The sequence below is a fragment of the Micromonospora sp. NBC_00821 genome, assembly GCF_036347035.1.
In the GTDB taxonomy this organism is placed as follows: Bacteria; Actinomycetota; Actinomycetes; order Mycobacteriales; family Micromonosporaceae; genus Micromonospora; species Micromonospora hortensis.
On the sequence record NZ_CP108880.1, the window covers coordinates 6,283,893 to 6,308,295 of the forward strand.

Here is a 24,403-nt window from a genome sequence, read left to right on the forward strand (position 1 = left end):
GGCCCGGGAACATGACGAAGGGGCACGGCCGCGATGGCCGTGCCCCTTCGATCGTCACCCGGGGATGGTTACTCCCCCGGCGTCGACTTCGCGATCTGCATCAGGAACTCGATGTTCGTGCGGGACTGCTTGAGCCGGTCCAGCAGGAGATCCATCGCGGCCTGCGAGTCCAGCGAGTGCAGCACCTTCCGGAGCTTGTGGATGATGGCCAGCTCTTCCGGTGCGAGCAGGACCTCTTCCTTACGCGTACCGGACGGGTTGATGTCGATGGCCGGGAAGGTCCGCTTGTCGGCGATCTTCCGGTCCAGCTTCAACTCGGCGTTGCCGGTGCCCTTGAACTCCTCGAAGATGACCGTGTCCGCCATGGACCCGGTCTCCACCAACGCCGTGGCGATGATGGTCAGCGACCCGCCGTTCTCGATGTTGCGGGCCGCGCCGAGGAAGCGCTTCGGCGGGTACAGCGCGGTGGAGTCGATACCACCCGACATGATCCGACCGCTGGCCGGCGCCGCCAGGTTGTACGACCGACCGAGCCGGGTCACCGAGTCGAGCAGCACGACGACGTCGTGTCCAAGCTCGACGAGGCGCTTGGCCCGCTCGATGGCCAGCTCCGCCACCGTGGTGTGGTCCTGCGGCGGACGGTCGAACGTGGCCGCGATGACCTCGCCCTTGATCGACCGCTGCATGTCGGTGACCTCTTCAGGCCGCTCGTCCACCAGCACCACCATCAGGTGGCACTCCGGGTTGTTGCGGGTGATCGCGTTCGCGATCGCCTGCAGCACCATCGTCTTACCCGCCTTGGGCGGAGACTGGATGAGTGCCCGCTGGCCCTTGCCGATCGGCATGACCAGGTCGATGACCCGGGTGGTCAGGATGTGCGGCTCGGTCTCCAGCCGCAGGCGCTCCTGCGGGTAGAGCGGGGTGAGCTTGTAGAACTCCGGACGACGCCGGGCCTCCTCGGGCTCCATCCCGTTGATCGTGTCCAGCCGCATCAGCGGGTTGTACTTGTCGCGCCGCTGGTCGCCGGTGTTGCCGCCCTCGCGGGCCGCCCGCACCGCACCGGTGATCGCGTCACCGCGGCGCAGGCCGTACTTCTTGATCTGGGACATCGAGACGTACACGTCGTTCGGGCCGGCCAGGTAACCGGTCGTCCGCACGAAGGCGTAGTTGTCGAGCACGTCGATGATGCCGGCCACCGGGACGAGCACGTCGTCCTCGTTGACCTGCGGCTCACGCCCGCCGGTGTCGGCACCGGTCTCGGTGCGCTCGCCGCGCCCGCGGCGACGGTCCCGGAAACGGCTGCGCCGGCCGCGCCGGCCGCCACCCTCGTCGTCGTCGTCGCTGTCCCGCTCGGCACGCTGACCACGGTCGTTGCGGTCGTTGCGGTCACCGCGGTCGGGTCGGTCGTTGCGCTCGGCCCGCTCACCCCGGTCGGAACGCTCGGTCCGGTCGTTGCGCTCGCCACGATCGGCACGCTCGCCCCGGTCGTTGCGCTCGGTCCGCTCGCCACGCTCGGTCCGCTCGCCACGCTCGGTCCGCTCGCCACGGTCGGCACGCTCGGTCCGCTCGCCACGCTCGGTCCGCTCGCCACGCTCGGTCCGCTCGCCACGCTCGGTCCGCTCGCCACGCTCGGTCCGCTCGCCACGCTCGGCCCGCTCGCCACGGTCGGCACGCTCGGTCCGGTCGGCACGCTCCGGACGCTCGGCCCGCTCGCGGCGGTTCTCGCCACGGTCGGCCCGCTCGCCGGCTTCCGCCTCGTCGGTACGCGTCTCGGTCGCCCGAGCCTCAGTCGCCCGCGCCTCAGTCGCCCGCGCCTCAGTCGCCCGCGCCTCAGCGGGGCGAGCCTCGGTGGCACGGGCCTCTGCCGTTGCGGTCCGGCTCCGCCGGGTACGGCTACGGCCCTCGGTCTCGGCGGCCGGCTCGGCCGGCGCCTGCTCGGCACCGCGTCCTTCGGCTGCCGGCCGGTCGGCGGTCTCCCGCACCTCGGCGCGCACTCCCTCACGGGTCGGGGCGGCCGCGGCCGCGACCTCGGCCCGTGGTCGAGGGGTCCCGGCGGCGTTGCCGCCCTGCCGCTCGGAAATCGCGGCGATCAGCTCGCCCTTGCGCATGCGAGCCGTGCCGGAGATGCCGAGCGACGCAGCCAGGCTCTGCAGCTCTGGCAGCAGCATCGCCGACAGACCGGTGCCGCTACGCCGACGACGGGCGGGAGCGGCTGCGGTGGCATCGCCAGCGACGTTGGAAACATCCGACGTCACGTCGGTGGTGTCGCTCAATGGATTCCTTCCCTCGATAGGCCGGGACTGCCCGGAGTCGGAGCTCAGGTGGCCGGGCGGCCTCGGTGCACCCGCCTCGCAAGGACGCGTCGCGGGAGTCTGTGACACAGCAGCCGGTCGGTATCCCGACTCACCAACGTCGGTGAGCAGGTCTCGCCGTCTGCGGCGACCTGTGGAAACTGCGGTGCGGCGTGGGCCTTTGGCAGGGGTAGACGGGCTGACCGCCGAGAGCTTCGGGGGTGCGCCGCCCCGCAGGAGATCGCGTGCTTCGCGGCTGTGCTAGGTCTAGAGCGTAATCAACTCTTCCGACCTGCGGCAACAGGGTCCCGCTCGGCGTGTCCAAGTCTACCCCGTGCGACCCGCGCGCCGCTGACGTCTATCGGTAACTGCCAGATCTCCCAGTCTGTTCCCACCGGGAAGCCCGCTGGAGGCTGGCTGAGCGCCAGCACAGTCGGCCCCGCCCCACTGACCACAGCTGCCACACCGGCCGCTCGCAACGCGCTGACCAGGGCAGATGTGCCTGGCATCCCGGCTGCGCGGTAATCCTGATGGAGTCTGTCGACCGTGGCCGGCAGCAGCAGGGTCGGGTCCGTGGTGAGCGCGTGCACCAGCAGCGCTGCCCGCCCGGCGGTCAACGCGGCGTCACCGTGCGGCACTGTTGCCGGCAGAGCCGCCCGCGCGGTCGCTGTCAAACCGCGTTCCGCCGGGACGAAAACAGTGGGCCGCACCGCTGCGGCGACCGGCAGGGAGACCGCCCGGGCGCCGCCCGACTCGGACCAGGCCACCGTGAAACCGCCGAGCAGGCACGGCGCCACGTTGTCGGGGTGGCCCTCGATCTCGGCGGCCAGCCGCAGCGCGCCGGCGTCGTCGAGGTGGTGCTCCCCATCGACGACCAGGGCGCGGGCCAGCAGCACCCCGGCGACGATCGCGGCGGACGAGGAGCCCAGCCCACGTGCCTGGGGGATCCGGTTGACGCACTCCACGCTCAGCCCCGCGGGGTAGGCCCCGAGCACGTCGAACGCGGCACGCATGGCCCGCACCACCAAATGCCGGTCGTCGTCGGGCAGTTCACCGGCGCCCTGCCCGGTCACCGTCACCCGAACACCACCCGAGGCGACCTCGGCGGCCACGTCGTCGTAGAGCCCGAGGGCGAGACCCAGCGCGTCGAAGCCCGGGCCCAGGTTGGCGCTGGTCGCCGGGACGCGGACCCGGACCGGCTCGGCGGTGAAGTTCGTCGGCACGCGCTCATGCTAGGGCCCGGGACCGACGAACCGGTCCCGCGCCCGCTGCCTGGGATCGCCGAGTTCAGCCGGCCGGGTCCGGGACCGGCTCGACGGCCGGATCGGTGAGCGACAGCCGGCGGGTGGCGATCCGCCAGCCGACCGCGTACACGAGGGTGATCAGACCGCAGCCGGCGAGCACCACCCGTTCGTCGACGGAGTCCACCACCAGGGCCACCGCCAGTTGGCTCACCGAGATCGCCAGCGTCGCCAGCATCATGTCGGTGGCGAAGACGCGGCCCCGCAACCGGTCCGGAACTTCACCCTGAAGGGCGAAGTTCGACATCACCCAGTTGCTGCCGCCCGCGAAGTGGGCCACGAAGACCAGCAGCAGCACCAGCGGAAACCATCGCACCACCGAGGTGCCCAGGTAGGCCAGGCCGTAGAGCGACATGGACAGCGCGAGCCCGGGAAGCAGCCACGCTCGGTTGGTCAACACCCGGCGCATCAGGATCGGCCCCACCAACGCTCCCGCGCCGCGTACCGCGAAGAGCAGGCCGGCGCCGAGCGGACCGACGCCGTACACGCCGGCCAGCAGCGGAAACACCGTCAGCACGCCGTTGCCCAGGCCCACCGCCGACTTGACGGTGACCAGCGCGAGCACCCGGGGGCGGTGACCGATGTAGCCGAGCGCCTCGCGGACCGCCGACCAGGTCCGCTGGGCCGGTTGGTCGGCGTCCCGGGGCGCCTGCAACGGCCGGCGGATCCGGGTGGCGAGGGTCGCGGCCGCCGCGAGGCCCGCCGCCGCCACCCAGAAGCAGACGTACGGGCCGGCAGCGGTGCTGAGCACACCGCCGAGCGAGGCGCCGACCACCGTCATGGTGCCCCAGGCCGAGCCAGCGATGGCGTTGCCCGCGGCGAGTTCGTGCGGCTCCAGCACGTTGGGCAGCGCGGCCTGGGCGGCCGGCGAGTAGAACGCCTTGGCGACCGCCACCACGCCGATCGCTACCAGTGCCAGCCACGCGGTTGCGGCGTTCCGCACGCCGAGCAGCAGCAGCACGCCCACCAGCGCGGCCACGTTCGCGGCGATCATGACCTTCCGGCGGTCGAAGCGGTCGGCGATCGTGCCGGTGTACGGCAGCAGCAACGCCACAATGCCGGTGTCCACCGCCAACACCAGCGCGCCCCAGACGCCACTGCCGGTCAGGTGCGGTAGCAGCACCAGCAGCGGCACCATGACGAACCAGTCGGCGCCGAAGACCACCAGCTCGGCGAGGAACAGGTTGCGGAAGCTCCGATTGCCGGTCAGAACCGAGAGGGTGGACGCCACGGAGCGCGACCCTACCCGGTCGTCGTCGAAGCCATATCCGCTCCCAGCAGCGCCGAGACCGTGACGAATGTGTAGCCACGCGACCGTAGCCCGTTGATCATGTCGGGCAGGCCCCGCAGTGCGACCAGCCGCCGGCGCGCCCCCACATCGTGACCGAGCACTATCGTTCCCGGTCGAACCTCGGCCATGATCCGTCGGGCGTGACCGGCCGGATCGTGAGGGAACTCACGCTCCACCATCTGCAACGACCAGAGCACCAGCCGATAGTCCAGCCGAGCCGCCGCGTGCAGCACCGCCCCGCCCAGGTGGCCGTACGGCGGGCGGAGAAGCGCCGGCGGCACCCCGGTCAGGTCGGCGATCGCGTCGTGGCTGCGGCGCAGGTCGTCGTACGCCTCGGCGGCGTCCAGGTCGGCCAGGTCCCGGTGCGCCCAGCTGTGGTTTCCCACCTCGTGCCCGTCGAGCCGGTCGCGGACGACGTCGGCGTGCCGGCGGACCTGCGTCCCGACCATGAAGAAGGTAGCCGGGACCCGGTGCTGGGCCAGGGTGTCGAGCACCATGGGGGTCCACTGTGGCGCGGGGCCGTCGTCGAAGGTGAGGGCCACCAGGCGCTGGTTGGTCCGCCCGGACCAGACGACCTCCAGCGCGCCGGAGCTGACCTTCTGCTGGCCGTTACCGAGGGTGGCGCTGGCGGGGCCGCCGGCGATCGGCATCCGGCGATGCGTGATCCGCCACGCCTCGGACGTCCCCGCGCCGATGGCCATACCGCCCGCCACCAGCAGGCCACGGCGCAGCAGATCGCGCCGCCCCCATCCGCTCGCGCCCTCGGCCATCCGCCCGCCCCACTTCACCCACACCCCCACTCACCCACAAGGAGTATGCAAGAAGTTACACAAAGTATGGGGTGGGCGAGTCGGAGTGTTTTCGGTCGAACGAACCTGAAACGCCCCCGGCGAAAATCCGCCGGGGGCGTTCCGAAACGCGCTGCGACCTACTCGGTCGGCTCCGCCGGAGGCAACGGCGAGGTACGGCTACGCGGTAGCCGCAGCACCTCGAACTGGTCCGTGCCCTCCACCAACGCGGCCGACGGCGCGGGTCGCCCGGCCGGTCGCACATCCTCGGCCGCGACCGGGGCGGGCGCGCCGCTCGGCACCGCTACCTGGTTCGGCGCTGGCACCTCGTCGGTCTCCGTCGTGGTCACCGTCGACCCTCCGGAGCGCCGCCGTGCGCGCCGACCCCGCAGCGACTCCTTGGTGTGCTCCACCATCGTGTACAACGTCGGCACCAGGATCAGCGTGAGCAGCGTCGAGCTGAGCAGACCACCGATCACCACGACCGCCAGCGGCTGAGAGATGAAGCCGCCCTCACCGGTCAACCCGAACGCCATCGGCAGCAGCGCGAAGATGGTCGCCACCGCCGTCATCAGGATCGGGCGCAGCCGGCGACGGCCACCTTCGACCACCGCCTCCCGGACCCCCATGCCCTGCGCCCGGTACTGGTTGATCAGGTCGAGCAACACGATCGCGTTGGTCACCACGATGCCGACCAGCATCAGCACACCGATCAGCGCCGGCACACCGAGCGGCGTCCCGGTGACCAACAGCAGACCGATGGCGCCGGTCGCCGCGAACGGGATGGAGATCAGCAGGATCAGCGCCTGCGTGAGGCTACGGAACGTGGCCACCATGATCAGGAAGACGATGGCGATCGCGGCCAGCACCGCCAGGCCCAGGTCCGCGAAGGCATCCGCCTGATCCGCGCTGACACCACCGATGGTGAAGCTCGCACCCGGCACGTTGATGCCGTCCAGCCGCTTCTGCAACTCCGTGCTTGTCGCGCCCAGGTTCGAGCCGGTCGCCGCGCCGGTCACCGACACGCTGCGCTCACCGTCGATGCGGGTGACCTGCTGCGGCCCCTCGCCCTGGGTGACCTGCGCGATGTCGCCCAGCTTCACCGGACCAACCGGCAGTGCCCGCAGCTGCTCCACTGTCGTCGGCGGTTGCGTGCCCGACCGCAGCACCACGTTCTGCTGCTGGCCGTCGAGCGCTACCTGACCCAGCGGCGCTCCCCGGAACGCCTGCGACACGAACTGCCCCACGGCGGCCTCGGTGAGCCCGACCCGACCCGCGGCGACCCTGTCGACCACCACGTCGACCCGCGGCACCCGCGCGGCCAGGCTGGTGGAGACGTCCTCGACGTCCGGGACGCCGGCCATCGCCGCCCGCGCCTCCTCGGCGGCCCGGGTCAGCGCCTCCGGGTCGCTCGCCTGGACGATCACCTCAAGCTGGCTGGTCGACGCCTCCTGCCCGCCACCGAAGCTGATCTCGCCCACACCGGCGCCGAGCTTGTCGAACTCCTTGCGCAGCACCTCACGCATCTGCTTCGCGTCGGTGTCACCGTCGAGCGCCAGCGACCAGCTGGCGACGTTGTTGCCGCCGCCGCCCGCCCACGGGTTGTCGCCACCGCCCGCTGTCACCTGGTACGTCTCGACGCCGTCGGTGCGGGACAGCACCGACTCGACCTGCTTGGCCGCCGCGTCGGTGGCCGCCAGGCCACTGCCGGCCGGCAGCTCCTGGCTCATGTTGAGGGTGTCCTGGCCGGAGTCGTCCAGGAAGTTGGTCTCCAACTTCTGCGCCAGACCGAAGGTGCCGAAGAGCACCAGCAGGCCCAGCCCGACGGTGATCCAACGGGTCGACCGCTTGCGGGTGGCGAACCCGATGACGGGCAGGTACGCCCGCTGCAACGGGCTGCGCAGCTCCTTCTCCTCCGCGGCGTGCCGTACCGCCTCGTCGTCCGCGGTGCCGCCGCGCGGCTTGAGGAACCAGTACGCGAGGACCGGGATCACTGTCAGCGACACCAGCAGCGAGGCGAGCAGAGCCACCGTCACGGTGATCGCGAACGGCGCGAAGAGCTGCCCCACGAACCCGCCGACCAGCGCGATCGGCGCGAACACCGCCACCGTGGTGAGGGTGGACGCGGTCACCGCACCGGCGACCTCCCGGACACCGGTGATGATGGCGTGCCGCTTCTCCTCGCCGTACTCCAGATGTCGTTTGATGTTCTCCAAGACCACGATCGAGTCGTCGACCACCCGACCGACCGCGATGGTCAACGCGCCGAGGGTGAGCAGGTTGAGCGAGTAGTCGCCGATCCACAGGGCGATCAGCGCCACCAGCACGGAGAGCGGGATGGAGACCGCGGTGACCACCGTCGAGCGCACCGACAGCAGGAAGACCAGGATGACGATGACAGCCATCACCAGGCCCAGCAGGCCCTCCGTGGTCAGCGACTCGATCGACTTCTCGACGAACGGCGCCTGGTCGAAGACCACGGTCAGCTCCGCGCCGGAGGCGTCCTTCAGGTCGTCGAGCCGGTCCCGGATCTCGTGCGAGATCTCCACGGCGTTGCCGTCCGGCGCCGCGGTGACAGCGATACCGAGGCTGTCCTTGCCGTTGGTCCGGGTGATCGCCGTGGCCGGGGCGAGCTGCTGCTCGACAGTCGCCACGTCACCGAGGCGAACCGGCGCCGCGGCCGGGGCGACCACGATGCCGCGCAGCTCCTCCAGGGTGGAGATCGGCGTGCCGACCTGCACCGGGAGGGCCAACGCGCCGTCGGTCACCGCGCCGGCCGGAACCGCCACGCCGTTTGTCTTCAGCGCCGCGCCGATCGCCGTCGGCTGGATCTTCGCGGCGGCCAACTTGGCCGGGTCCGGGGTGACCACCACGACGTCGTCGCGGGTGCCGGTCACCTCGACGGTGCGTACCCCCTCGATGCCCTCCAGCTCCGGCACCACGGTCTCGCGCAGCTTCTCGGCGAGCGCCCGCTCGTCCGCAGCGCCGGCCGCGGCCAGCACCACGGCCGGCAGGTCGTCGGTGCTACCCGCGATGACCTGCGGGTCGACGCCCTCCGGCAGCTGGGCGTCGATCCGGCTCAACGCGGTCTGCATCTTGTTGACCACGTCGTCGAGGTCGGTGCCGAACTCGTACGTCACCTGGACGGTGGCCGCCCCCTCGCGGGAGGTGGAGGTGACCTGGTCCAGCCCCGGGATGCCCTGGAGGGCGTTCTCGATCGGCTCGGTCACCTGCGACTCGACGATCTCGGGGCCGGCGCCGGGGTAGGGAGCCACGATGAACGCGGCCGGGAACTCGAGCGACGGCAGCAGTTGCTGCTTCAGCGACGGCACGGCGAACACTCCGAACACCGTGGTCACCACCGCGATGAGGGCAATCAGCCCTCGGTTGGCGAGGCTGAATCTGGCGAGCAGCGACATCGGCCTGGCTCACTCCTGAACGAGAATGCGGGCGGGGATACCCGAAAGTGTGCCGGACTCGCATACCTCGGCCCCCGCCGCCCCCGGGCCGTCGCGCCGCCCAGCTACCCGCCGTCGATCACCACCCGGACGGTGGCGCGCTCAGGCCAGGTCGAGGGCGCGCGCCGCGGCCAGCGGGTCGTTCGCGATGGTCACCGGCGCCGGCGCTGTGGAGATCGCCCATTCCGGGTCCTTCAGCCCGTGGCCGGTCACCGTGCAGACCACTGTCGAACCGGGCGGCACCGCGCCCGCCGCCGCCTGCTGCAGCAGGCCGGCCACGCTGGCCGCGCTCCCCAGCTCGACGAAGACCCCCACCTCACGGGCGAGCAGACGGTACGCGGACAGGATCTCCCGGTCGGTCACCGACGCGATCAGGCCACCGGAGGCGTCCCGGGCGTCCAGTGCCTTGGTCCAGCTCGCCGGGTTGCCGATCCGGATCGCCGTGGCGATGGTGGACGGCTCCGGCACCACCTGACCGGTCACGATCGGGGCCGCCCCGGCGGCCTGGAAGCCGTACATCTTCGGGGTGCGGGTGGTGGCGCCGGCGGCCAACTCCTCCCCGTATCCCATCCAGTACGCGGAGATGTTGCCGGCGTTGCCGACCGGCAGGCAGTGGATGTCGGGCGCGTCACCGAGCGCCTCGACGATCTCGAAGGCTGCGGTCTTCTGGCCGTGCAGCCGGTCGATGTTCACCGAGTTGACCAACGCGACCGGGTAGTCCTGGGCGAGCTTGGCGGCCGTCGCGAGGCAGTCGTCGAAGTTGCCGTTCACCTGGAGCAGCTTCGCGCCGTGCACCAGCGCCTGGGCCAGCTTGCCCAGCGCGATCTTGCCCTGCGGCACCAGCACGGCGCAGGTCAACCCGGCCCGGGCCGCGTACGCCGCGGCGGAGGCGCTGGTGTTGCCGGTGGAGGCGCAGATGATGGCCTTGTTGCCGGCCTCGACCGCCTTGGACACCGCGAGGGTCATCCCCCGGTCCTTGAAGGAGCCGGTCGGGTTGGCGCCCTCCACCTTGAGGTGCACGTCGCAACCGAGCCGGGCGGACAGCACCGGCGCCGGCAACAGCGGGGTGTTGCCCTCGTGCAGCGTGACGACCGGCGTGGCCGCGGTGACCGGCAGCCGATCCCGGTACGCCTCGATCAGACCCCGCCACATGTCGTTCTCCTCGCCTCTACCGCCGCGCCCACCCGATTGTCAGGGCCACCTTGGACCAGCCTGCTGGAGTGGTCAACGGCACACCCTGGCTTACCCACCTGGCGGGACGCACGAGCCGTCCCGTCGATGATGCAACGACTCAGGCGTCGCCCTCGACCCGCAACACACTGGTCACCGACCGGACGATGTCCAGACCGCGCAGCTCACCGACGGTCGCGGCGAGCGCGGCGTCCGGTGCCACATGCGTGACGATGACCAGCTCGGCGTCGCCGTCGCGGCCCGCCGGCCCGCCCGCCGAACCCTGCCGCACCGTCGCGATCGACACGTCGTGCCGGGCGAACACGCTCGCCACCGAGGCCAGCACACCCGGGCGGTCGGCCACGTCGAGGCTCACGTGGTAACGGGTCAACGCCTCACCCATCGGCCGGACCGCGAGGTCCGCGTACGCGCTCTCGCTGGCCGCGCGCACCCCGGCGAGCCGGTTGCGGGACACCGCGACCACGTCACCGAGGACCGCGCTGGCGGTGGGCGCGCCACCGGCGCCGCGACCGTAGAACATCAACTGGCCTGCCGCGTCCGCCTCCACGAAGACCGCGTTGAACGCGTCGCCGACGCTGGCCAGCGGGTGGCTGCGCGGGATCATCGCCGGGTGTACCCGGACGCTGACCGTCTCCCGGCCGGTGGAGTCGACACCCCGGGCCGCGATGCAGAGCAGTTTGATCGTGCAGCCCATCGCCTGGGCGCTGGCCATGTCCGCGGCGGTCACCTCGGTGATGCCCTCGCGGTGCACGTCGGCGGCGCCGACCCGGGTGTGGAACGCCAGCGAGGCGAGGATCGCCGCCTTCGCCGCCGCGTCGAAGCCCTCCACGTCGGCGGTCGGATCGGCCTCCGCGTACCCCAGGGCGGTGGCCTCTTCGAGGGCCTCGGCGAAGCCGGCGCCGGTCGCGTCCATCGCGGAGAGGATGAAGTTGGTGGTGCCGTTGACGATGCCGGTGACCCGGTTGATCCGGTCGCCGTGCAGCGACTCCCGTAGCGGACGCAGCAGCGGGATTGCCCCCGCGACGGACGCCTCGTAGTAGAGGTCGCCGCCGCCCTCGGCCGCCGCCTCGTGCAGGGCCACGCCGTCCTCGGCGAGCAGCGCCTTGTTGGCGGTGACCACGCTCTTGCCGGCGCGCAGCGCCTCGACCAGCCAGCTCCGGGCCGGTTCGATGCCGCCGATCACCTCGATCACCACGTCCACGTCGTCGCGCTTGATCAGGCCAAGCGCGTCGGTGGTGAAGAGGTCCTCGTCGACCGGCAGGTCACCCCGGTCGCGGCCGAGCCGACGGACGGCGATGCCGGCGATCTCCAGCGGAGCGCCGATCCGCGCGGTGAGGTCGGCGGACTGCTCGTGCAGCAGCCGGACCACCTCCTGGCCGACAGTGCCACAGCCGAGCAGCGCCAAGCGCACAGGTGACGTCATCCCACATCCAAAGCCAGCAGGTCGTCTTCGGTTTCCCGCCGGACGATCAGGCGCGCCTGGCCGTCGCGCACCGCGACCACCGGTGGCCGGGGCACATGGTTGTAGTTGCTGGCCATGCTTCGGCAGTACGCACCGGTGCCGGGCACTGCGACAAGATCTCCGGGCTGCACGTCGGCGGGCAGGAATTCATCCTTCACCACGATGTCCCCCGACTCACAGTGCTTTCCCACCACGCGGGCGAGCAACGGCTGCGCGGTCGAGGCCCGCGAGGCCAGCGTCGCCGAGTAGGACGCGTCGTAGAGGGCGGTGCGGATGTTGTCGCTCATCCCGCCGTCGACACTGACGTACGTCCGGAGGCCGTCGAGGTCCTTGACAGTGCCGACCTCGTAGAGGGTGAACACGGCCGGCCCGACGATGGCCCGGCCCGGCTCGATCGACAGGTGCGGCACGGCCAGGTTCTCCGCCGCGCACTCCGAATCGACGATCTTGCGAAGCCGCTTGGCGAGATCCTGCGGGGTCGCCGGGTCGTCCTGGGTGGTGTACGCGATGCCGAAGCCACCGCCCAGGTCCAGCTCGGGCAGCTCCACTCCGCGCGCGTCGCGGATCTGCGCCTGAAGGGCGAGCACCCGCCGGGCCGAGACCTCGAAGCCGCTGGCGTCGAAGATCTGCGAACCGATGTGCGAGTGCAGACCACGCAGCTCCAGCACGCCCTCGTCGAGGATCTTGAACGCGGCGTTGGCGGCGGCACCGCCGGCCAGCGAGAAGCCGAACTTCTGGTCCTCGTGGGCGGTGGCGATGAACTCGTGGGTGTGCGCCTCGACCCCCACAGTGACCCGGACCAGCACCCGGGGCCGGACCCCGCGCTCACGGGCCAGCGCGGTGAGCCGGTCGATCTCGGTGAACGAGTCGACGATGATGCGGCCCACGCCGGCGTCCAGCGCCCGGCCCAGCTCGGCGACCGACTTGTTGTTGCCGTGGAAGCCGATCCGCTCCGGCGGCATCCCGGCCGACAGTGCGGTGGCCAGCTCACCACCGGTGCAGACGTCCAGGTGTAGCCCCTCCTCGGCGATCATCCGGACCACAGCCCGGCAGAGGAACGCCTTGCCCGCGTAGAACACGTCCTCGGTCGGGAAGGCCGCCCGGAAGTCGCGGCAGCGCGAGCGCAGGTCGGCCTCGTCGAGGACGTACACCGGGGTGCCGAACTCGGCCGCGATGTCGCGGACGCTCAGGCCCGCGACGGCGACAGCGCCGTCGGCGCCGCGCGTCACCGACCGCGGCCACAGCGCCGGCACGAGGTCGTTGACGTCGGCCGGGGTACGCAGCCAGGCCGGCCCCTGGTTGCTGATGTCCGCGTGCAGCGCACCAGCCTCATGAGCCCTCATGTCACATCCTCTCGGGTGCGGAGACGCCGAGCAGGTAGAGGCCGTTGGCGATCACCGTGCGGGTGGCGTTGTTGAGCCAGAGCCGAGCGCGGTGCAGGTCGGTGATCTCCTCGTCGCCCAGCGGCAGCACCCGGCAGTTGTCGTAGAACCGGTGGTAGGAGGCGGCCACGCTCTCCTCCAGGTAGCGGGCCACCCGGTGCGGCTCCCGCAGCTCGGCGGCCGTCGCCACCACAGCGGGGAACTGCGCGAGCGCCTTGAGCAGCTCGTTCTCCTTCTCGTGGTCGAGCAGTTCGGGGCGGAACCCGTCGGCGTCGCCCGGAACCAGCCCCACCTCGGCGGCGTTGCGGGCCACGCCCGCCGTCCGGGCTGCCACGTACTGCACGTAGTAGACCGGGTTGTCGCGGGTCGCCCGGGTCCACAGCTCGATGTCGATGTCGATCGGGGAGTCGCTGGAATAGCGGGCCAACGCGTACCGGGAGGCGTCCACGCCGATCGCCTCGACCAGGTCCTCCAGCGTGATCACCGTGCCGGCCCGCTTGCTCATCCGCATCGGCGCGCCGTCGCGCAGCAGGTTGACCAGCTGCCCGATGAGGATCTCCAGGTTGCGCTCCGGGTCGTCGCCGAAGCAGGCGGACATCGCCTTCATCCGGCCGATGTAGCCGTGGTGGTCGGCGCCCAGCATGATCACGACCCGCTCGAAGCCGCGCTCGCGCTTGTCCAGGTAGTAGGCGCAGTCCGCGGCGAAGTACGTCCACTCGCCGTTGGACTTGCGCAGCACCCGGTCCTTGTCGTCGCCGAAGTCGGTGGTGCGCAGCCAGGTGGCGCCCTCGGACTCGTAGAGGTGGCCCTGCTCGCGCAGCCGGTTCAACGCCAGGTCGAGCTCACCCCGGTCGTGCAGGTCCTTCTCGTTGAAGTAGGTGTCGAACTCCACCCCGAAGTCGCGCAGCGAGGAGCGGATCTCGTCGAACATCAGCGCGACGCCCTCGACCCGGAAGACCTCCTGGGCGGCGTCGTCGTCGAGCGAGCGCACTTCCGGCCGGCGGGCCTGCACCTCGGCGGCGATCTCGGCGATGTACGCCCCGCCGTAGCCGTCCTCCGGCGCCGACTCACCCTTGGCGGCGGCGAGCAGCGACCGGGCGAACCGGTCGATCTGCGAACCGGCGTCGTTGAAGTAGTACTCCGTGCCGACGTCGGCGCCGGTGGCCCGCAGCAGCCGGCTCAGCGCGTCACCGACGGCCGCCCAGCGGACCCCACCGATGTGCACCGGCCCGGTCGGGTTGGCCGAGACGAACTCCAGGTTGATCTTCTCGCCGGCGAGCCGGTCGCTGCGGCCGTACTCGGCGCCGGTCTCGACGATCACCCGCGCGAGCTGACCGGCCGCTGCGGCGTCGAGCCGGATGTTCAGGAAGCCCGGCCCGGCGATTTCCACCGACTTGACCCCTGGTGCCCGGCCCAACTCGTCGGCCAGGGCCGTCGCCAGCTCCCGGGGCGGGACGCCGACCTTCTTGCTCAACTGCAGTGCGAGCGTCGAGGCGTAGTCGCCGTGCTCGGGGTTGCGCGGTCGTTCCACCACGGTGCTCGCCGGCAACGCGGCGCGGTCCAGCCCACGCTGCTCGAAGACGGCGTGGGCGGCGGCAAGGACGACCGAGGCTAGTTCTGCAGGAGTCACCCAACCATGTTATCGGGGGTAGACTCGGGCACTCGGCGGCTCCCCTGCGCGTCATCCGGCCCGCCACTCCCCTGACCGACCGACTTGACGAGGCACGATGAGCATCAGCACCCCGGGTGGCCCTGAGCGCCGCCCGACCGTGGTCAGCACCGGCAAGAAGCCGGCCGCGGGCCGGCCGGCGTCCGGCGCCAAGGCCGGTTCCGGCAAGCCGACGGGCACTCCCCGGTCCGGGGGCAAGGGCCCGCGCAAGCCGGTCACCCCGGTCAAGGTGAGCCAGGGCCGCGCGTGGGGGCCGATCGCGCTCTTCGTCGCGGTCGGCGTGCTCGCGGCCGGCATCATCGGTTACGGCGCCTGGGCGTCGTTCCAGGGCTCCAAGCCCTGGGACAAGCGGGCCAACGCCATCGAGGGCATCGTCAACATCCGCAAGACCGACAAGACGAGCCTCGACTACGAGTCGCACAAGTCGGGCCCGCTGACCTACAAGTACTCGCCGCCGGTGGGTGGGGTGCACAACGCCGCCTGGCAGAACTGCATGGGCGACGTCTACGACGCCCCGATCGCCAGCGAGCACGCGGTGCACAGCCTGGAGCACGGCGCGGTGTGGGTCACCTACCGCCCGGACCTGCCCAAGGACCAGGTCGACAAGCTCGCCGGCAAGGTGCGCGGCGTCGAGAAGATGCTGATGAGCCCGTACGAGGGCCTGGACAAGCCCATCTCGCTGCAGGCCTGGGGCTACCAGCTCAAGCTCGACAACGCCGACGACTCGCGGATCGACGAGTTCATCAAGGACCTGCGGGTGAACGCCTCCGTGGAGGGCCCGACGGCGCTCTGCAACACCGGCATCACCGCCACCGGCACCACGCCGCGTGAACTCCAGCAACAGCAGCAGCCCACCCAGTAAGGACGGCAATGACCGCTCCGGCAACCACCGACAGCGAGCACGACGAGATCCCGGCCGCCCTGGACGAGGGCGGCCGGGCCCCGGCGTCGCGCTACGGCGTGCTGGCGCTCGCCATCATGCTGGTGGTGGGGCTCCTCCTCGGGTACGCGGGCGGTCTGCTCACGCCACGGATCACCCGACCCGGTGACGCCTCGGTCGAGGCGGGCTTCGCCCGGGACATGACGACCCACCACGCGCAGGCGGTGGAGATGAGCCTGATCGCGTACCGGTCGGCGACCCTCCCCGAGGTGCGCCAGATCGCCGTCGACATCGCCACCGGGCAGCAGGGCGAGATCGGCGCGATGCAGACCTGGCTGCGCGAGTGGGGCCTCAGCCCGACCGGGTCGAACCCGCCGATGTCCTGGATGTCCGACGGGGCCGCCGTCAAGGACGGTCTGATGCCGGGCATGGCCACGCCGCAACAGATGACCGCCCTGCGCGAGGCCCAGGGCATCGAGGTCGACAGGCAGTTCCTCACCCTGATGTACAACCACCACCTGGGCGGCATCCACATGATCGACGCGGCACTCGGCGCGACCGACAACGCCGAGGTGGTGCGGGTGGCCAACACCATGAAGAACACCCAGCAGACCGAGCTGAACAACCTCCGGCAGCTCCAGGCGCAGGCCAAGGGCTGACCGAGCGGACTGGCGCACCCGGCCCGCGTCCCCGCCGATCAGAGGCGGTGACGCGGGCCGCTCCATGTCGACTCCAGAGCGCCCGCCGGCTCGGCCCCTGCCAACCGCTGGCGCAGCCCCGGCCCCATGCCGAAGCCGTCGTGTATGACCTGAAAACCCCTCTCGCACCTTGTGGGCGTTTTGCGTGACACAGGCGATTACGTTGCTTAGAGAGTTTTCTCCCCACATATCGTGACCAGTTGCGATTCGGGCTCGTTGCCCAAGACGTGGGGGTTGCACTCAGAGACGCACGGCGTTCGGTAACCAGTTGGTGCCGACGCCACACCATCGGTGGTGACGGGGCGGTGGCAGCCGTCCGTCGCGGACAGCGGCAGGGCGAGCCGGGATTGCTCAGCCGCGAACAGGAACTCGAGTTGATCGACACGCTGCGGGGCGTCCATCCCGACGAGTTCGGCCTGGACGAGGAGCTGTGGACGCGGCAGAGCCTCACCACGCTCATCCAGCGGCGCTTCGAGCTGCCGCTGGACACTGGCGCGGTCGGGGCGTACCTGCGGGCCTGGGGGTTGGGTCCGCGGGAACCGCGTGAGCGGGCCTGCGGGCTCTGCGTCAGCGCTGTCGAGCGTTGGGTCCGCAGCGAGTACCCGGGGATCACCCGGGCCGCCCAGGAGCACCTCGCTGAGGTCTACTGGATCGGCCGGGTCCGGCTGCGCGGCACGATGCCGGCCGCCGACGTGATCTCCGCCGTCTCGTCCCGCGGTCGGGTGCGCTTCATGATCACTACGCCGACGGTGGACCCGCCGCTCCCCCGCGACTTCGTGCTGCGGCTCAGTGGCGAGGAGCAGCGCACCGTCCACCTGATAGTGGACGGCTCCTGGCCGCGCAACGAGTGGCCGCGCCGGCTCCCTCGACGAATCGTCCTGCACCCGCTGCCCAGCTGCGGGCGGGCGGTAGCCGCCTGAGCACCGGGTGGGCCGGTCCGACACGATCGGCTCACCCGATACCGATTCGGCGTACGCAGGGGAGGTTTGCTAGTCTTCTCCAGTCGCTGAGCCCCCGTAGCTCAGGGGATAGAGCACCGCCCTCCGGAGGCGGGGGCGCAGGTTCGAATCCTGCCGGGGGCACCAAGATTGACCAGCACGAGAGGCTCCTGACCAGAAATTCGGTCAGGGGCCTTCATTGTTTTGGCGGAACACCCACCAGAATGTCGATCATGCTGTTTTTCGGTCTGCTCCTCTCCGCGCTGGGTGGGGCCGTCATCGCGACCGCCCTCACCGTCAGTGGATTCCGCGCGATGGTCAGGAAGAACGAACGGTCGGGTCGCCTCCGCGCTGCGGCGCTGCTCGTCGGCGCGGGTGCCGTCGCCCTGTACGCCTGGGGTCTGCTCCACCTCGGCTACGCGGTGATGCAGGCCGAGGACGGCGGTGCCGGATCCGCCCCGGTCGGCCCCTGTCGCGAGGCCGGACCACAGGTGGCGAGCCTGGTCGTCGGTTACGACGTCAGCTTCCTGCCGATCCACTTCGAGTGCCGCCTCAGCGGTGGCGGCTCCTACGTCACCTCGTCCGTGCCCGGGTACGTCAACCAGGGCACGGCCGGTCTCGGTCTGGTCGCCGCCGCCTGCGGAGTCCTCGCCAGCACGACGGCTCGGCGCACCCGACAAGCGGTGACGTGAATGGCGGCCGTCAGCTGCCGACGTACGCCGCCAGGTGCTCGCCGGTGAGGGTGGAGCGGGCGGCGACGAGGTCCGCGGGAGTGCCCTCGAAGACGATCCGGCCACCGTCGTGGCCGGCGCCGGGACCGATATCGATGATCCAGTCGGCGTGCGCCATGACGGCCTGGTGGTGCTCGATGACGATCACCGACTTGCCGGAGTCGACCAGGCGGTCGAGCAGGCCGAGCAGTTGCTCGACGTCGGCCAGGTGCAGGCCGGTGGTCGGCTCGTCGAGGACGTAGACGCCGCCCTTCTCGGCCATGTGGGTGGCCAGCTTGAGCCGTTGCCGTTCCCCGCCGGACAGAGTGGTGAGCGGCTGTCCGAGGCTCAGGTAGCCGAGCCCGACGTCGGCGAGCCGGTCGAGGATGGCGTGCGCTGCCGGCGTACGCGCCTCGCCGGCGCCGAAGAACTTCTCGGCCTCCGTCACCGACATCGCAAGCACCTCGCTGATGTCGCGACCGCCGAAGCGGTATTCCAGCACCGATGCCTGGAACCGCTTGCCCTCGCAGTCCTCGCAGGGCGCGGCGACGCCCGCCATCATTCCCAGGTCGGTGTAGATGACACCGGCGCCGTTGCAACTCGGGCAGGCACCCTCGGAGTTGGCGCTGAACAGCGCCGGCTTCACCCCGTTGGCCTTCGCGAACGCCTTACGGATCGGGTCGAGCAACCCGGTGTACGTGGCCGGGTTGCTGCGCCGTGAGCCGCGGATCGCGCCCTGGTCGATCGAGACCACGCCCGCGCCGGCCGGGATCGATCCGTGCACGAGCGAACTCTTGCCGGAGCCGGCGACGCCGGTCACGACGACGAGCACCCCGAGGGGTACGTCGACGTTCACGTCCCGGAGGTTGTTGGCAGTGGCCCCCCGGATCTCCAGCTTGCCGGTGGGCGTCCGCACCGTCTCCTTGAGGGCCGCCCGGTCGTCGAGGTGACGGCCGGTGATGGTGCCGCTGGCCCGCAGACCTTCCACTGTGCCCTCGTAACAGACGGTCCCGCCCTCGGTGCCGGCGCCGGGCCCGAGGTCGACGACGTGGTCGGCGATGGCGATGGCCTCCGGCTTGTGCTCCACGACCAGCACCGTGTTGCCCTTGTCGCGCAGTTGGAGCAGCAGCTCGTTCATCCGTTGGATGTCGTGCGGGTGCAGCCCGATCGTCGGCTCGTCGAAGACGTAGGTGACGTCGGTGAGCGAGGAGCCGAGATGGCGGATCATCTTGGTGCGCTGCGCCTCACCGCCGGAGAGGGTGCCCGACGGTCGATCGAGCGACAGGTAGCCCAGCCCGATCTCCTCGAACGAGTCGAGGAGGTGTTGCAGGCCGGCCAGCAACGGGGCCACCGACGGGTCTTCGATTCCGCGCACCCAGGCGGCCAGGTCGCTGATCTGCATCGCGCACGCGTCGGCGATGTTCTTGCCCTTGATCTTCGAGGACCGGGCCTCCTTGCTGAGCCGGGTGCCGGCACACTCGGGGCAGGTCGTGAAGGTCACCGCGCGCTCCACGAAGGCGCGGATGTGCGGCTGCAACGCGTCGATGTCCTTGGCGAGGAAGGACTTCTGGATCGACGGGATCAGGCCCGCGTACGTCAGGTTGATCCCGTCGATTTTGACCTTGGTGGGCTCCCGGTGGAGCAGGTCGTGCAGCTCCCGCTTGGTGAACTTGGCGATCGGCTTGTCCGGGTCGAAGTAGCCGCAGCCCCGGAAGATCCGGCCGAACCAGCCCTCCATGCTGTAACCCGGGATGGTGATCGCGCCCTCGTTGAGCGAGAGGTTGTCGTCGTAGAGCGCCGACAGGTCGATGTCGGTCACCGCACCCATGCCCTCGCACCGCCGGCACATGCCGCCGAGACGGTTGAAGGTCGCCTTCTCGGTCTTCGTCTTGCCGGCGCCGCGCTCGACTGTGATCGCCCCGGTCGCCTTCACCGAGGGAACATTGAAGGAGTAGGCGTTGGGCGAGCCGATGTGCGGCTGCCCGAGCCGGCTGAACAGGATGCGCAGCATCGCGTTGGCGTCGGTGGCGGTGCCGACGGTGGAGCGGGAGTTGGCGCCCATCCGCTCCTGGTCCACGATGATCGCCGTGGTCAGGCCATCCAGCAGGTCGACCTCGGGCCGCGCCAACGTCGGCATGAAGCCCTGCACGAAGGCGCTGTAGGTCTCGTTGATCATCCGCTGCGACTCGGCCGCGATCGTGCCGAACACCAGAGAGCTCTTGCCGGAGCCGGAGACACCGGTGAACACCGTCAGCCGCCGCTTCGGGATCTCGACGCTGACGTCCTTGAGGTTGTTCACCCGCGCGCCCTGCACCCGGATCAGGTCGTGGCTGTCGGCGACGTGCGGCTCGGACGGCTGGATGGCCGTGCTCATCGTGTCTCCATCTGTCGGGCGCGCAGGACTCAGCGCACTTCCTGGATGCGGACCATGTTGCCCGCCGGATCGCGGAAGGCACAGTCGCGCACGCCGTACGGCTGCTCGGTCGGCTCCTGGACGACCTCGGCGTCGCTGGCCTCGAGCTTGGCGAAGGTGGCGTCGAGGTCGGTGGTGGCGAGGTTGACGCCGAAGTAGCTGCCCTTGGCCATCAGCTCAAGGATGGTCTGCCGCTCGTCGTCGGTAATGCCGGGGTTGGCGGCCGGCGGGTGCAGGACGATGGCGGTGCTGGGCTGGCCGACCGGCCCGACCGTGATCCACCGCATCCCCTCGTACCCGACGTCGAGGCGGACCTCGAAGCCGAGGATGTCGCGGTAGAAGGCCAGCGAGGCCTCCGGGTCGGTGTGCGGAAGAAAACTCGAGTGAATGGTGATGTCCATGCTGGTCACGCTAGTTGCGGCTCGGTGACCCGCGCTTCTCGATTCCTGACCGGTCTGGTCACCTGCTTCGCCACGCACGACGGCATGCCCGCCGTCGCCTGCGCCGCCTGCCGCCGGTAGACGCTGGGCGGCACGCCCACCAGCTCCGTGAAGCGGGTGCTGAAGGTGCCCAAGGACGAACAACCGACAGCGAAACAGACGTCGGTGACGCTCAGGTCGCCACGGCGCAACAGGGCCATCGCCCGCTCGATCCGTCGGGTCATGAGGTAGCTGTACGGAGATTCGCCATAGGCGAGCCGGAACTCGCGGCTGAGGTGCCCGGCCGACATGTGCGCGCCACGGGCGAGCGCCTCGACGTCCAGCGGAGACGCGTATTCCCTGTCGATCCGGTCGCGGACCCGGCGCAGCCGCGCCAGGTCGGCCAGTCGCTGGGCCGCGTCGGATTTGCTGCTCACCTGCGAAATCGTGCCACAACCCACCGACAATCCGCCGCACGCCGAGCGCGGGCGGGGGTTCGACCAGCCGGTCAGCCGGCCTCGCGGCGGGCGCGGGCCCGGCGCTTCCCCTCGTGCATGGCCTGCACCCTGGCCACCGGGATGGTCCGGCCCTCGGCCACCAGGTCGGCGGGGAGCGGTTGCGGGGCCGGCATCAGGGCGGCCCACGGGTCGCCGTCGGCGAGCAGCGCTGGCGCGGTCCGGATGGTGAAGTCGGCGGGGGTCACCTCGGTCAGGTCGGCCCAGTCGACCGGAAACGAGACCGGCATTCCCGGGCGCAGCCGGGGGCTGTACGCGGCGGCCACTGTCGCACCGCCCGCCCGGGTGGCGTCCACGAAGACCCGGCCACCCCGGTCCTCCTTGATGTACGCCGTGGTGGCCAACGCCGGGTCGAGCCGCTCGGCGCGGACGGCGAGGGCCCGGGTGGCGGCGGCCAACTCCTCGGCCGTTGGTTCGTCGGTCACCGGGACGAAGACGTGCACGCCCTTGGCGCCGCTGGTCTTGACGGCGCCGGCCAGGCCGGCGTCGGCGAGCGCCTGACGGACCAGCAGGGCGGCGTCGACCGCCGCGCGGAACCCGTCGCCGTCCGGCGGGTCCAGGTCGAGGATCAGGTGGGTCGGGCGGTGCAGATCCGCCACGGTGGCCAGCGTCGGGTGGTACTCCACCGCCCGCTGGTTGGCGAACCAGAGCAGGGTGCGGCGGTCGTCGCAGAGGGCGTACGAGATCTCCCGGTGCGACGCCTCCGCCCAGACCGGCGCGCGGCGAACCCAGTCCGGGGTGTACCGGGGCAGGTTCTTCTGCATGAACGGCGGCTGGCCGGGGCGGACCCTGATCACCGACAGCGGCCGGCCCCGCAGCTGCGGGAGGATCCGGTCCCGGACCGCGTCGAGGTAGTCGACCAGGTCACGCTTCGTCGCGTCGTCGCGGTCGGACAGCGGCTGGTCCAGGTTGGTCAGGGCCACGCCGTCCCGGGTCTCGTCAGCCTCGCTCACCCGACCACCCTCCCGGCCCCGCTGCCGTCGGTCAACTGGACGCGGCGCTTCGGTACGAATCGATTCCGGCGCCAACCCCGGCCGGATCCGACGGATCGGTGACCGGCGACGGCCGGGCCGGGCGTCGGGGCACCGTGGTCAGCGCCACCAGCCACGCGGCGACCACCAGACCGGCGGCCACGGCGAACGCGGTCCGGTAGCCGCCGGCGAGCGCGGCGGTCTCGGCCCAGCCGGCGGCTCGCAGCCCGTCGCTGCGGCTGGCGGCCAGGGTGGCCAGCGCGGCCAGGCCGACCGCCCCGCCGACCTGTTGGGTGGTGTTGGCCAGGCCGGAGGCGAGCCCGGCGTCGGTGTCGGTCGCGCCGGCCATGGCGAGTGTGGTGACCGCCGGCAGGGTCAGGCCGCCGGCCACCCCGAAGATCACCATCGCGGGGAGCACGTCCGCTACGTAGGCGCCGTCGGCGGGCAGTCGGGCGAGCAGGAGGAAGCCGACGGTCGCCAGGACGAGCCCGACCAGCAGAACCATCCGGGCATTGAAGCGGGCGATCAGCCGACCGGCCAGGCCGAGCGAGACCACGGCGATCACGACCGGGGTGGGAAGGAAGGCCCAGCCGGTCGTGGCGGCGTCCAACCCCAGCACCAGTTGCAGCTCCACGGCGAGCAGGAACTGGAATCCGAAGTACGCGCAGACCATGAGGAACTGCACGGCGTTCGCCGCCACCAGGCCCGGGACGCGCAGCACCCGGGACGGCACCAGCGGGGTCGCCGCCACCCGTTGGCGCAGCGCGAACCCGCCGAGCAGCAGCGCCGCGAGGGCCACCGTGCCGAGCGTCCGAGGGCTGGTCCAGTCGTGCTCGCCCGTCCCGACGATGCCCAACACGGCGACCATCAGACCGGCGGTGGCGAGCAGCGCGCCGGGCAGGTCCAGGCCGGCGCGCAGGCCGATCCCTCGTTCGGCAGTGAGCCGGCGGAGGGCCGCGATGAGGATGGCCGCCCCGATCGGCACGTTGACCAGGAAGATCGTCCGCCAGCCGGCGGCCTGGGTGAGCACCCCTCCGGCGACAGTGCCGACCGACGCACCGGCGGCGCCGGTGAAGCTGAAGACGGCGATGGCGCGGGCCCGCTCGGCCGCTTCGGGATAGAGCCGAACGATCATGCCGAGGCTGACCGCCATGGCCAGCGCGCCTCCGACGCCCTGCCCGAACCGCGCGCCCACCAGCACTGCCGGCCCGGTGGCGACCGCGCAGGCCAGCGAGGCCAGCGTGAACAACGCGACGCCGGCCAGGAAGACCCTGCGCCGGCCCAGCAGGTCACCGAGCCGGCCGGCGAGCAGCAGCAGCCCGCCGAACGCGACCAGGTAGGCGTTCACCACCCAGGCCAGGCCGGCGGCGCTGAAGCCCAGGTCGCGTTGGATGGCGGGCAGCGCCACCGCGACCACTGTGCCATCCAGGATGATCATCAGGCTGCCGGCGCAGAGCACCAGCAGCGCCGGCCAACGGGATGGGACGACACGCTCCACGAAACCCTCCTTGGTGCACGGTTTGTTACCGAGGTCATCGTCTGTGACCATGAACCGGAGCGGAAGGAGGCACTTTGATGTCCCAGAGGAACAGCGATGTGTCCGCGCTGGTCGAGGCCGAGCTGACCTGCGCAGCCGAGAACGTGCCGTTCACCCCGGGTCAGGCTCGGGCGTGCACGGTCCGCGAGGTGCTGGACCGGGTCGGCGGCAAGTGGAGCATCGGCATCCTGGTGGCCGCCTCGCACGGGCCGGTGCGCTTCACCGAGTTGGAGCGGCACATCGAGGGGATCAGCCGCCGGATGCTCACCCTGACGCTGCGCAACCTGGAACGGGACGGCCTGCTGCACCGCACGGTCTACCCGACCGTCCCGCCCAAGGTCGAATACACAGCCACCCCGATGGCGCTGGAGCTCTACGAGTCGCTCGTCGCGCTGACCAGTTGGGCCGAGCGGCACCGCCGGGCCATCGCCGAGGCGCGGACCAGGTACGACACCCAGCACGCCGGATAAAACCCGCCAGGGGTGTGGT

The 24,403-nt window shown here is 71.1% G+C and carries 19 protein-coding genes and 1 tRNA gene; 6 read left to right on the plus strand and 14 right to left on the minus strand.

Features of this window, described 5'->3' with window-relative positions; all coding sequences use genetic code 11:
• Window positions 1–68 precede the first annotated feature (68 nt).
• From rho to argS, 9 genes are all read right to left on the minus strand, one after another.
• On the minus strand, window positions 69–2,273 hold the full coding sequence (rho, locus tag OHB44_RS28810) for a transcription termination factor Rho (RefSeq protein WP_330438878.1): 2,205 nt from the start codon (window positions 2,271–2,273) through the stop codon (window positions 69–71).
• Between the two features lie 296 nt (window positions 2,274–2,569).
• Window positions 2,570–3,514: a homoserine kinase gene (thrB, locus tag OHB44_RS28815; protein WP_330438879.1), complete on the minus strand. Its 945-nt coding sequence runs from the start codon at window positions 3,512–3,514 to the stop codon at window positions 2,570–2,572.
• 64 nt (window positions 3,515–3,578) lie between these two features.
• Window positions 3,579–4,823 carry an MFS transporter gene (locus OHB44_RS28820; RefSeq protein ID WP_238687364.1) on the minus strand — a complete coding sequence of 415 codons (1,245 nt, stop codon included), beginning with the start codon at window positions 4,821–4,823 and terminating at the stop codon, window positions 3,579–3,581.
• A gap of 11 nt (window positions 4,824–4,834) precedes the next feature.
• Window positions 4,835–5,677, minus strand: coding sequence for a polysaccharide deacetylase family protein (locus OHB44_RS28825; RefSeq protein ID WP_330438880.1), 843 nt, complete (start codon window positions 5,675–5,677; stop codon window positions 4,835–4,837).
• Window positions 5,678–5,811: 134 nt separating this feature from the next.
• Window positions 5,812–9,090 carry an efflux RND transporter permease subunit gene (locus OHB44_RS28830; RefSeq protein ID WP_330438881.1) on the minus strand — a complete coding sequence of 1,093 codons (3,279 nt, stop codon included), beginning with the start codon at window positions 9,088–9,090 and terminating at the stop codon, window positions 5,812–5,814.
• A gap of 141 nt (window positions 9,091–9,231) precedes the next feature.
• Window positions 9,232–10,281, minus strand: a complete 1,050-nt coding sequence (thrC, locus tag OHB44_RS28835; protein WP_238687367.1) for a threonine synthase — start codon at window positions 10,279–10,281, stop codon at window positions 9,232–9,234.
• A gap of 139 nt (window positions 10,282–10,420) precedes the next feature.
• Entirely contained in the window at window positions 10,421–11,731 is a 1,311-nt protein-coding gene (locus OHB44_RS28840; protein WP_330441292.1) for a homoserine dehydrogenase, read from the minus strand.
• Window positions 11,732–11,739: 8 nt separating this feature from the next.
• Window positions 11,740–13,125, minus strand: coding sequence for a diaminopimelate decarboxylase (gene lysA / locus OHB44_RS28845; protein WP_238687368.1), 1,386 nt, complete (start codon window positions 13,123–13,125; stop codon window positions 11,740–11,742).
• Window position 13,126: 1 nt separating this feature from the next.
• Window positions 13,127–14,794 (minus strand): arginine--tRNA ligase, encoded by a 1,668-nt coding sequence (argS, locus tag OHB44_RS28850; RefSeq protein ID WP_238687369.1) that lies wholly within the window; start codon window positions 14,792–14,794, stop codon window positions 13,127–13,129.
• A 97-nt stretch (window positions 14,795–14,891) separates the two neighbouring features.
• Here argS and OHB44_RS28855 point away from each other — a divergent pair, with 97 nt between their 5' ends.
• From OHB44_RS28855 to OHB44_RS28875, 5 genes are all read left to right on the plus strand, one after another.
• Window positions 14,892–15,695, plus strand: coding sequence for a DUF3105 domain-containing protein (locus tag OHB44_RS28855; protein WP_238687370.1), 804 nt, complete (start codon window positions 14,892–14,894; stop codon window positions 15,693–15,695).
• Between the two features lie 8 nt (window positions 15,696–15,703).
• Window positions 15,704–16,372 carry a DUF305 domain-containing protein gene (locus OHB44_RS28860; protein WP_266304540.1) on the plus strand — a complete coding sequence of 223 codons (669 nt, stop codon included), beginning with the start codon at window positions 15,704–15,706 and terminating at the stop codon, window positions 16,370–16,372.
• Between the two features lie 266 nt (window positions 16,373–16,638).
• Entirely contained in the window at window positions 16,639–17,331 is a 693-nt protein-coding gene (locus OHB44_RS28865) for a winged helix-turn-helix domain-containing protein (protein WP_266304539.1), read from the plus strand.
• Window positions 17,332–17,421: 90 nt separating this feature from the next.
• A tRNA-Arg gene (locus tag OHB44_RS28870) sits at window positions 17,422–17,496 on the plus strand.
• Window positions 17,497–17,582: 86 nt separating this feature from the next.
• A complete protein-coding gene (locus OHB44_RS28875; protein ID WP_330438882.1) occupies window positions 17,583–18,041 on the plus strand; it encodes a hypothetical protein in 459 nt (152 codons plus the stop codon).
• 10 nt (window positions 18,042–18,051) lie between these two features.
• On the opposite strand, the gene OHB44_RS28880 is transcribed toward OHB44_RS28875, so the two are convergent.
• The 5 genes from OHB44_RS28880 to OHB44_RS28900 all read right to left on the minus strand — a co-directional run bounded on the left by OHB44_RS28880 (window position 18,052) and on the right by OHB44_RS28900 (window position 23,875).
• Window positions 18,052–20,433, minus strand: coding sequence for an excinuclease ABC subunit UvrA (locus OHB44_RS28880; RefSeq protein ID WP_330438883.1), 2,382 nt, complete (start codon window positions 20,431–20,433; stop codon window positions 18,052–18,054).
• Between the two features lie 29 nt (window positions 20,434–20,462).
• A complete protein-coding gene (locus OHB44_RS28885) occupies window positions 20,463–20,873 on the minus strand; it encodes a VOC family protein (RefSeq protein WP_330438884.1) in 411 nt (136 codons plus the stop codon).
• A gap of 5 nt (window positions 20,874–20,878) precedes the next feature.
• On the minus strand, window positions 20,879–21,328 hold the full coding sequence (locus tag OHB44_RS28890) for a helix-turn-helix transcriptional regulator (protein WP_238687376.1): 450 nt from the start codon (window positions 21,326–21,328) through the stop codon (window positions 20,879–20,881).
• 71 nt (window positions 21,329–21,399) lie between these two features.
• Window positions 21,400–22,359, minus strand: a complete 960-nt coding sequence (locus OHB44_RS28895; RefSeq protein WP_238687377.1) for a DNA polymerase domain-containing protein — start codon at window positions 22,357–22,359, stop codon at window positions 21,400–21,402.
• A 31-nt stretch (window positions 22,360–22,390) separates the two neighbouring features.
• Window positions 22,391–23,875, minus strand: a complete 1,485-nt coding sequence (locus OHB44_RS28900; protein WP_330438885.1) for an MFS transporter — start codon at window positions 23,873–23,875, stop codon at window positions 22,391–22,393.
• Between the two features lie 74 nt (window positions 23,876–23,949).
• Here OHB44_RS28900 and OHB44_RS28905 point away from each other — a divergent pair, with 74 nt between their 5' ends.
• The gene (locus OHB44_RS28905) at window positions 23,950–24,384 is read left to right on the plus strand and encodes a winged helix-turn-helix transcriptional regulator (RefSeq protein WP_238687379.1); all 435 of its coding nucleotides are present in this window, start codon (window positions 23,950–23,952) and stop codon (window positions 24,382–24,384) included.
• Window positions 24,385–24,403 lie beyond the last annotated feature (19 nt).

Excerpts from the sequence above, each read along its gene's own strand:
- OHB44_RS28885 (WP_330438884.1), bottom strand. The coding sequence starts at position 20,873 with ATGGACATCACCATTCACTCGAGTTTTCTTCCGCACACCGACCCGGAG.
- OHB44_RS28860 (WP_266304540.1), top strand. The coding sequence starts at position 15,704 with ATGACCGCTCCGGCAACCACCGACAGCGAGCACGACGAGATCCCGGCC.
- OHB44_RS28830 (WP_330438881.1), bottom strand. The coding sequence starts at position 9,090 with ATGTCGCTGCTCGCCAGATTCAGCCTCGCCAACCGAGGGCTGATTGCC.
- OHB44_RS28880 (WP_330438883.1), bottom strand. The coding sequence starts at position 20,433 with ATGAGCACGGCCATCCAGCCGTCCGAGCCGCACGTCGCCGACAGCCAC.
- lysA (WP_238687368.1), bottom strand. The coding sequence starts at position 13,125 with ATGAGGGCTCATGAGGCTGGTGCGCTGCACGCGGACATCAGCAACCAG.
- OHB44_RS28855 (WP_238687370.1), top strand. The coding sequence starts at position 14,892 with ATGAGCATCAGCACCCCGGGTGGCCCTGAGCGCCGCCCGACCGTGGTC.
- OHB44_RS28875 (WP_330438882.1), top strand. The coding sequence starts at position 17,583 with ATGCTGTTTTTCGGTCTGCTCCTCTCCGCGCTGGGTGGGGCCGTCATC.
- thrC (WP_238687367.1), bottom strand. The coding sequence starts at position 10,281 with ATGTGGCGGGGTCTGATCGAGGCGTACCGGGATCGGCTGCCGGTCACC.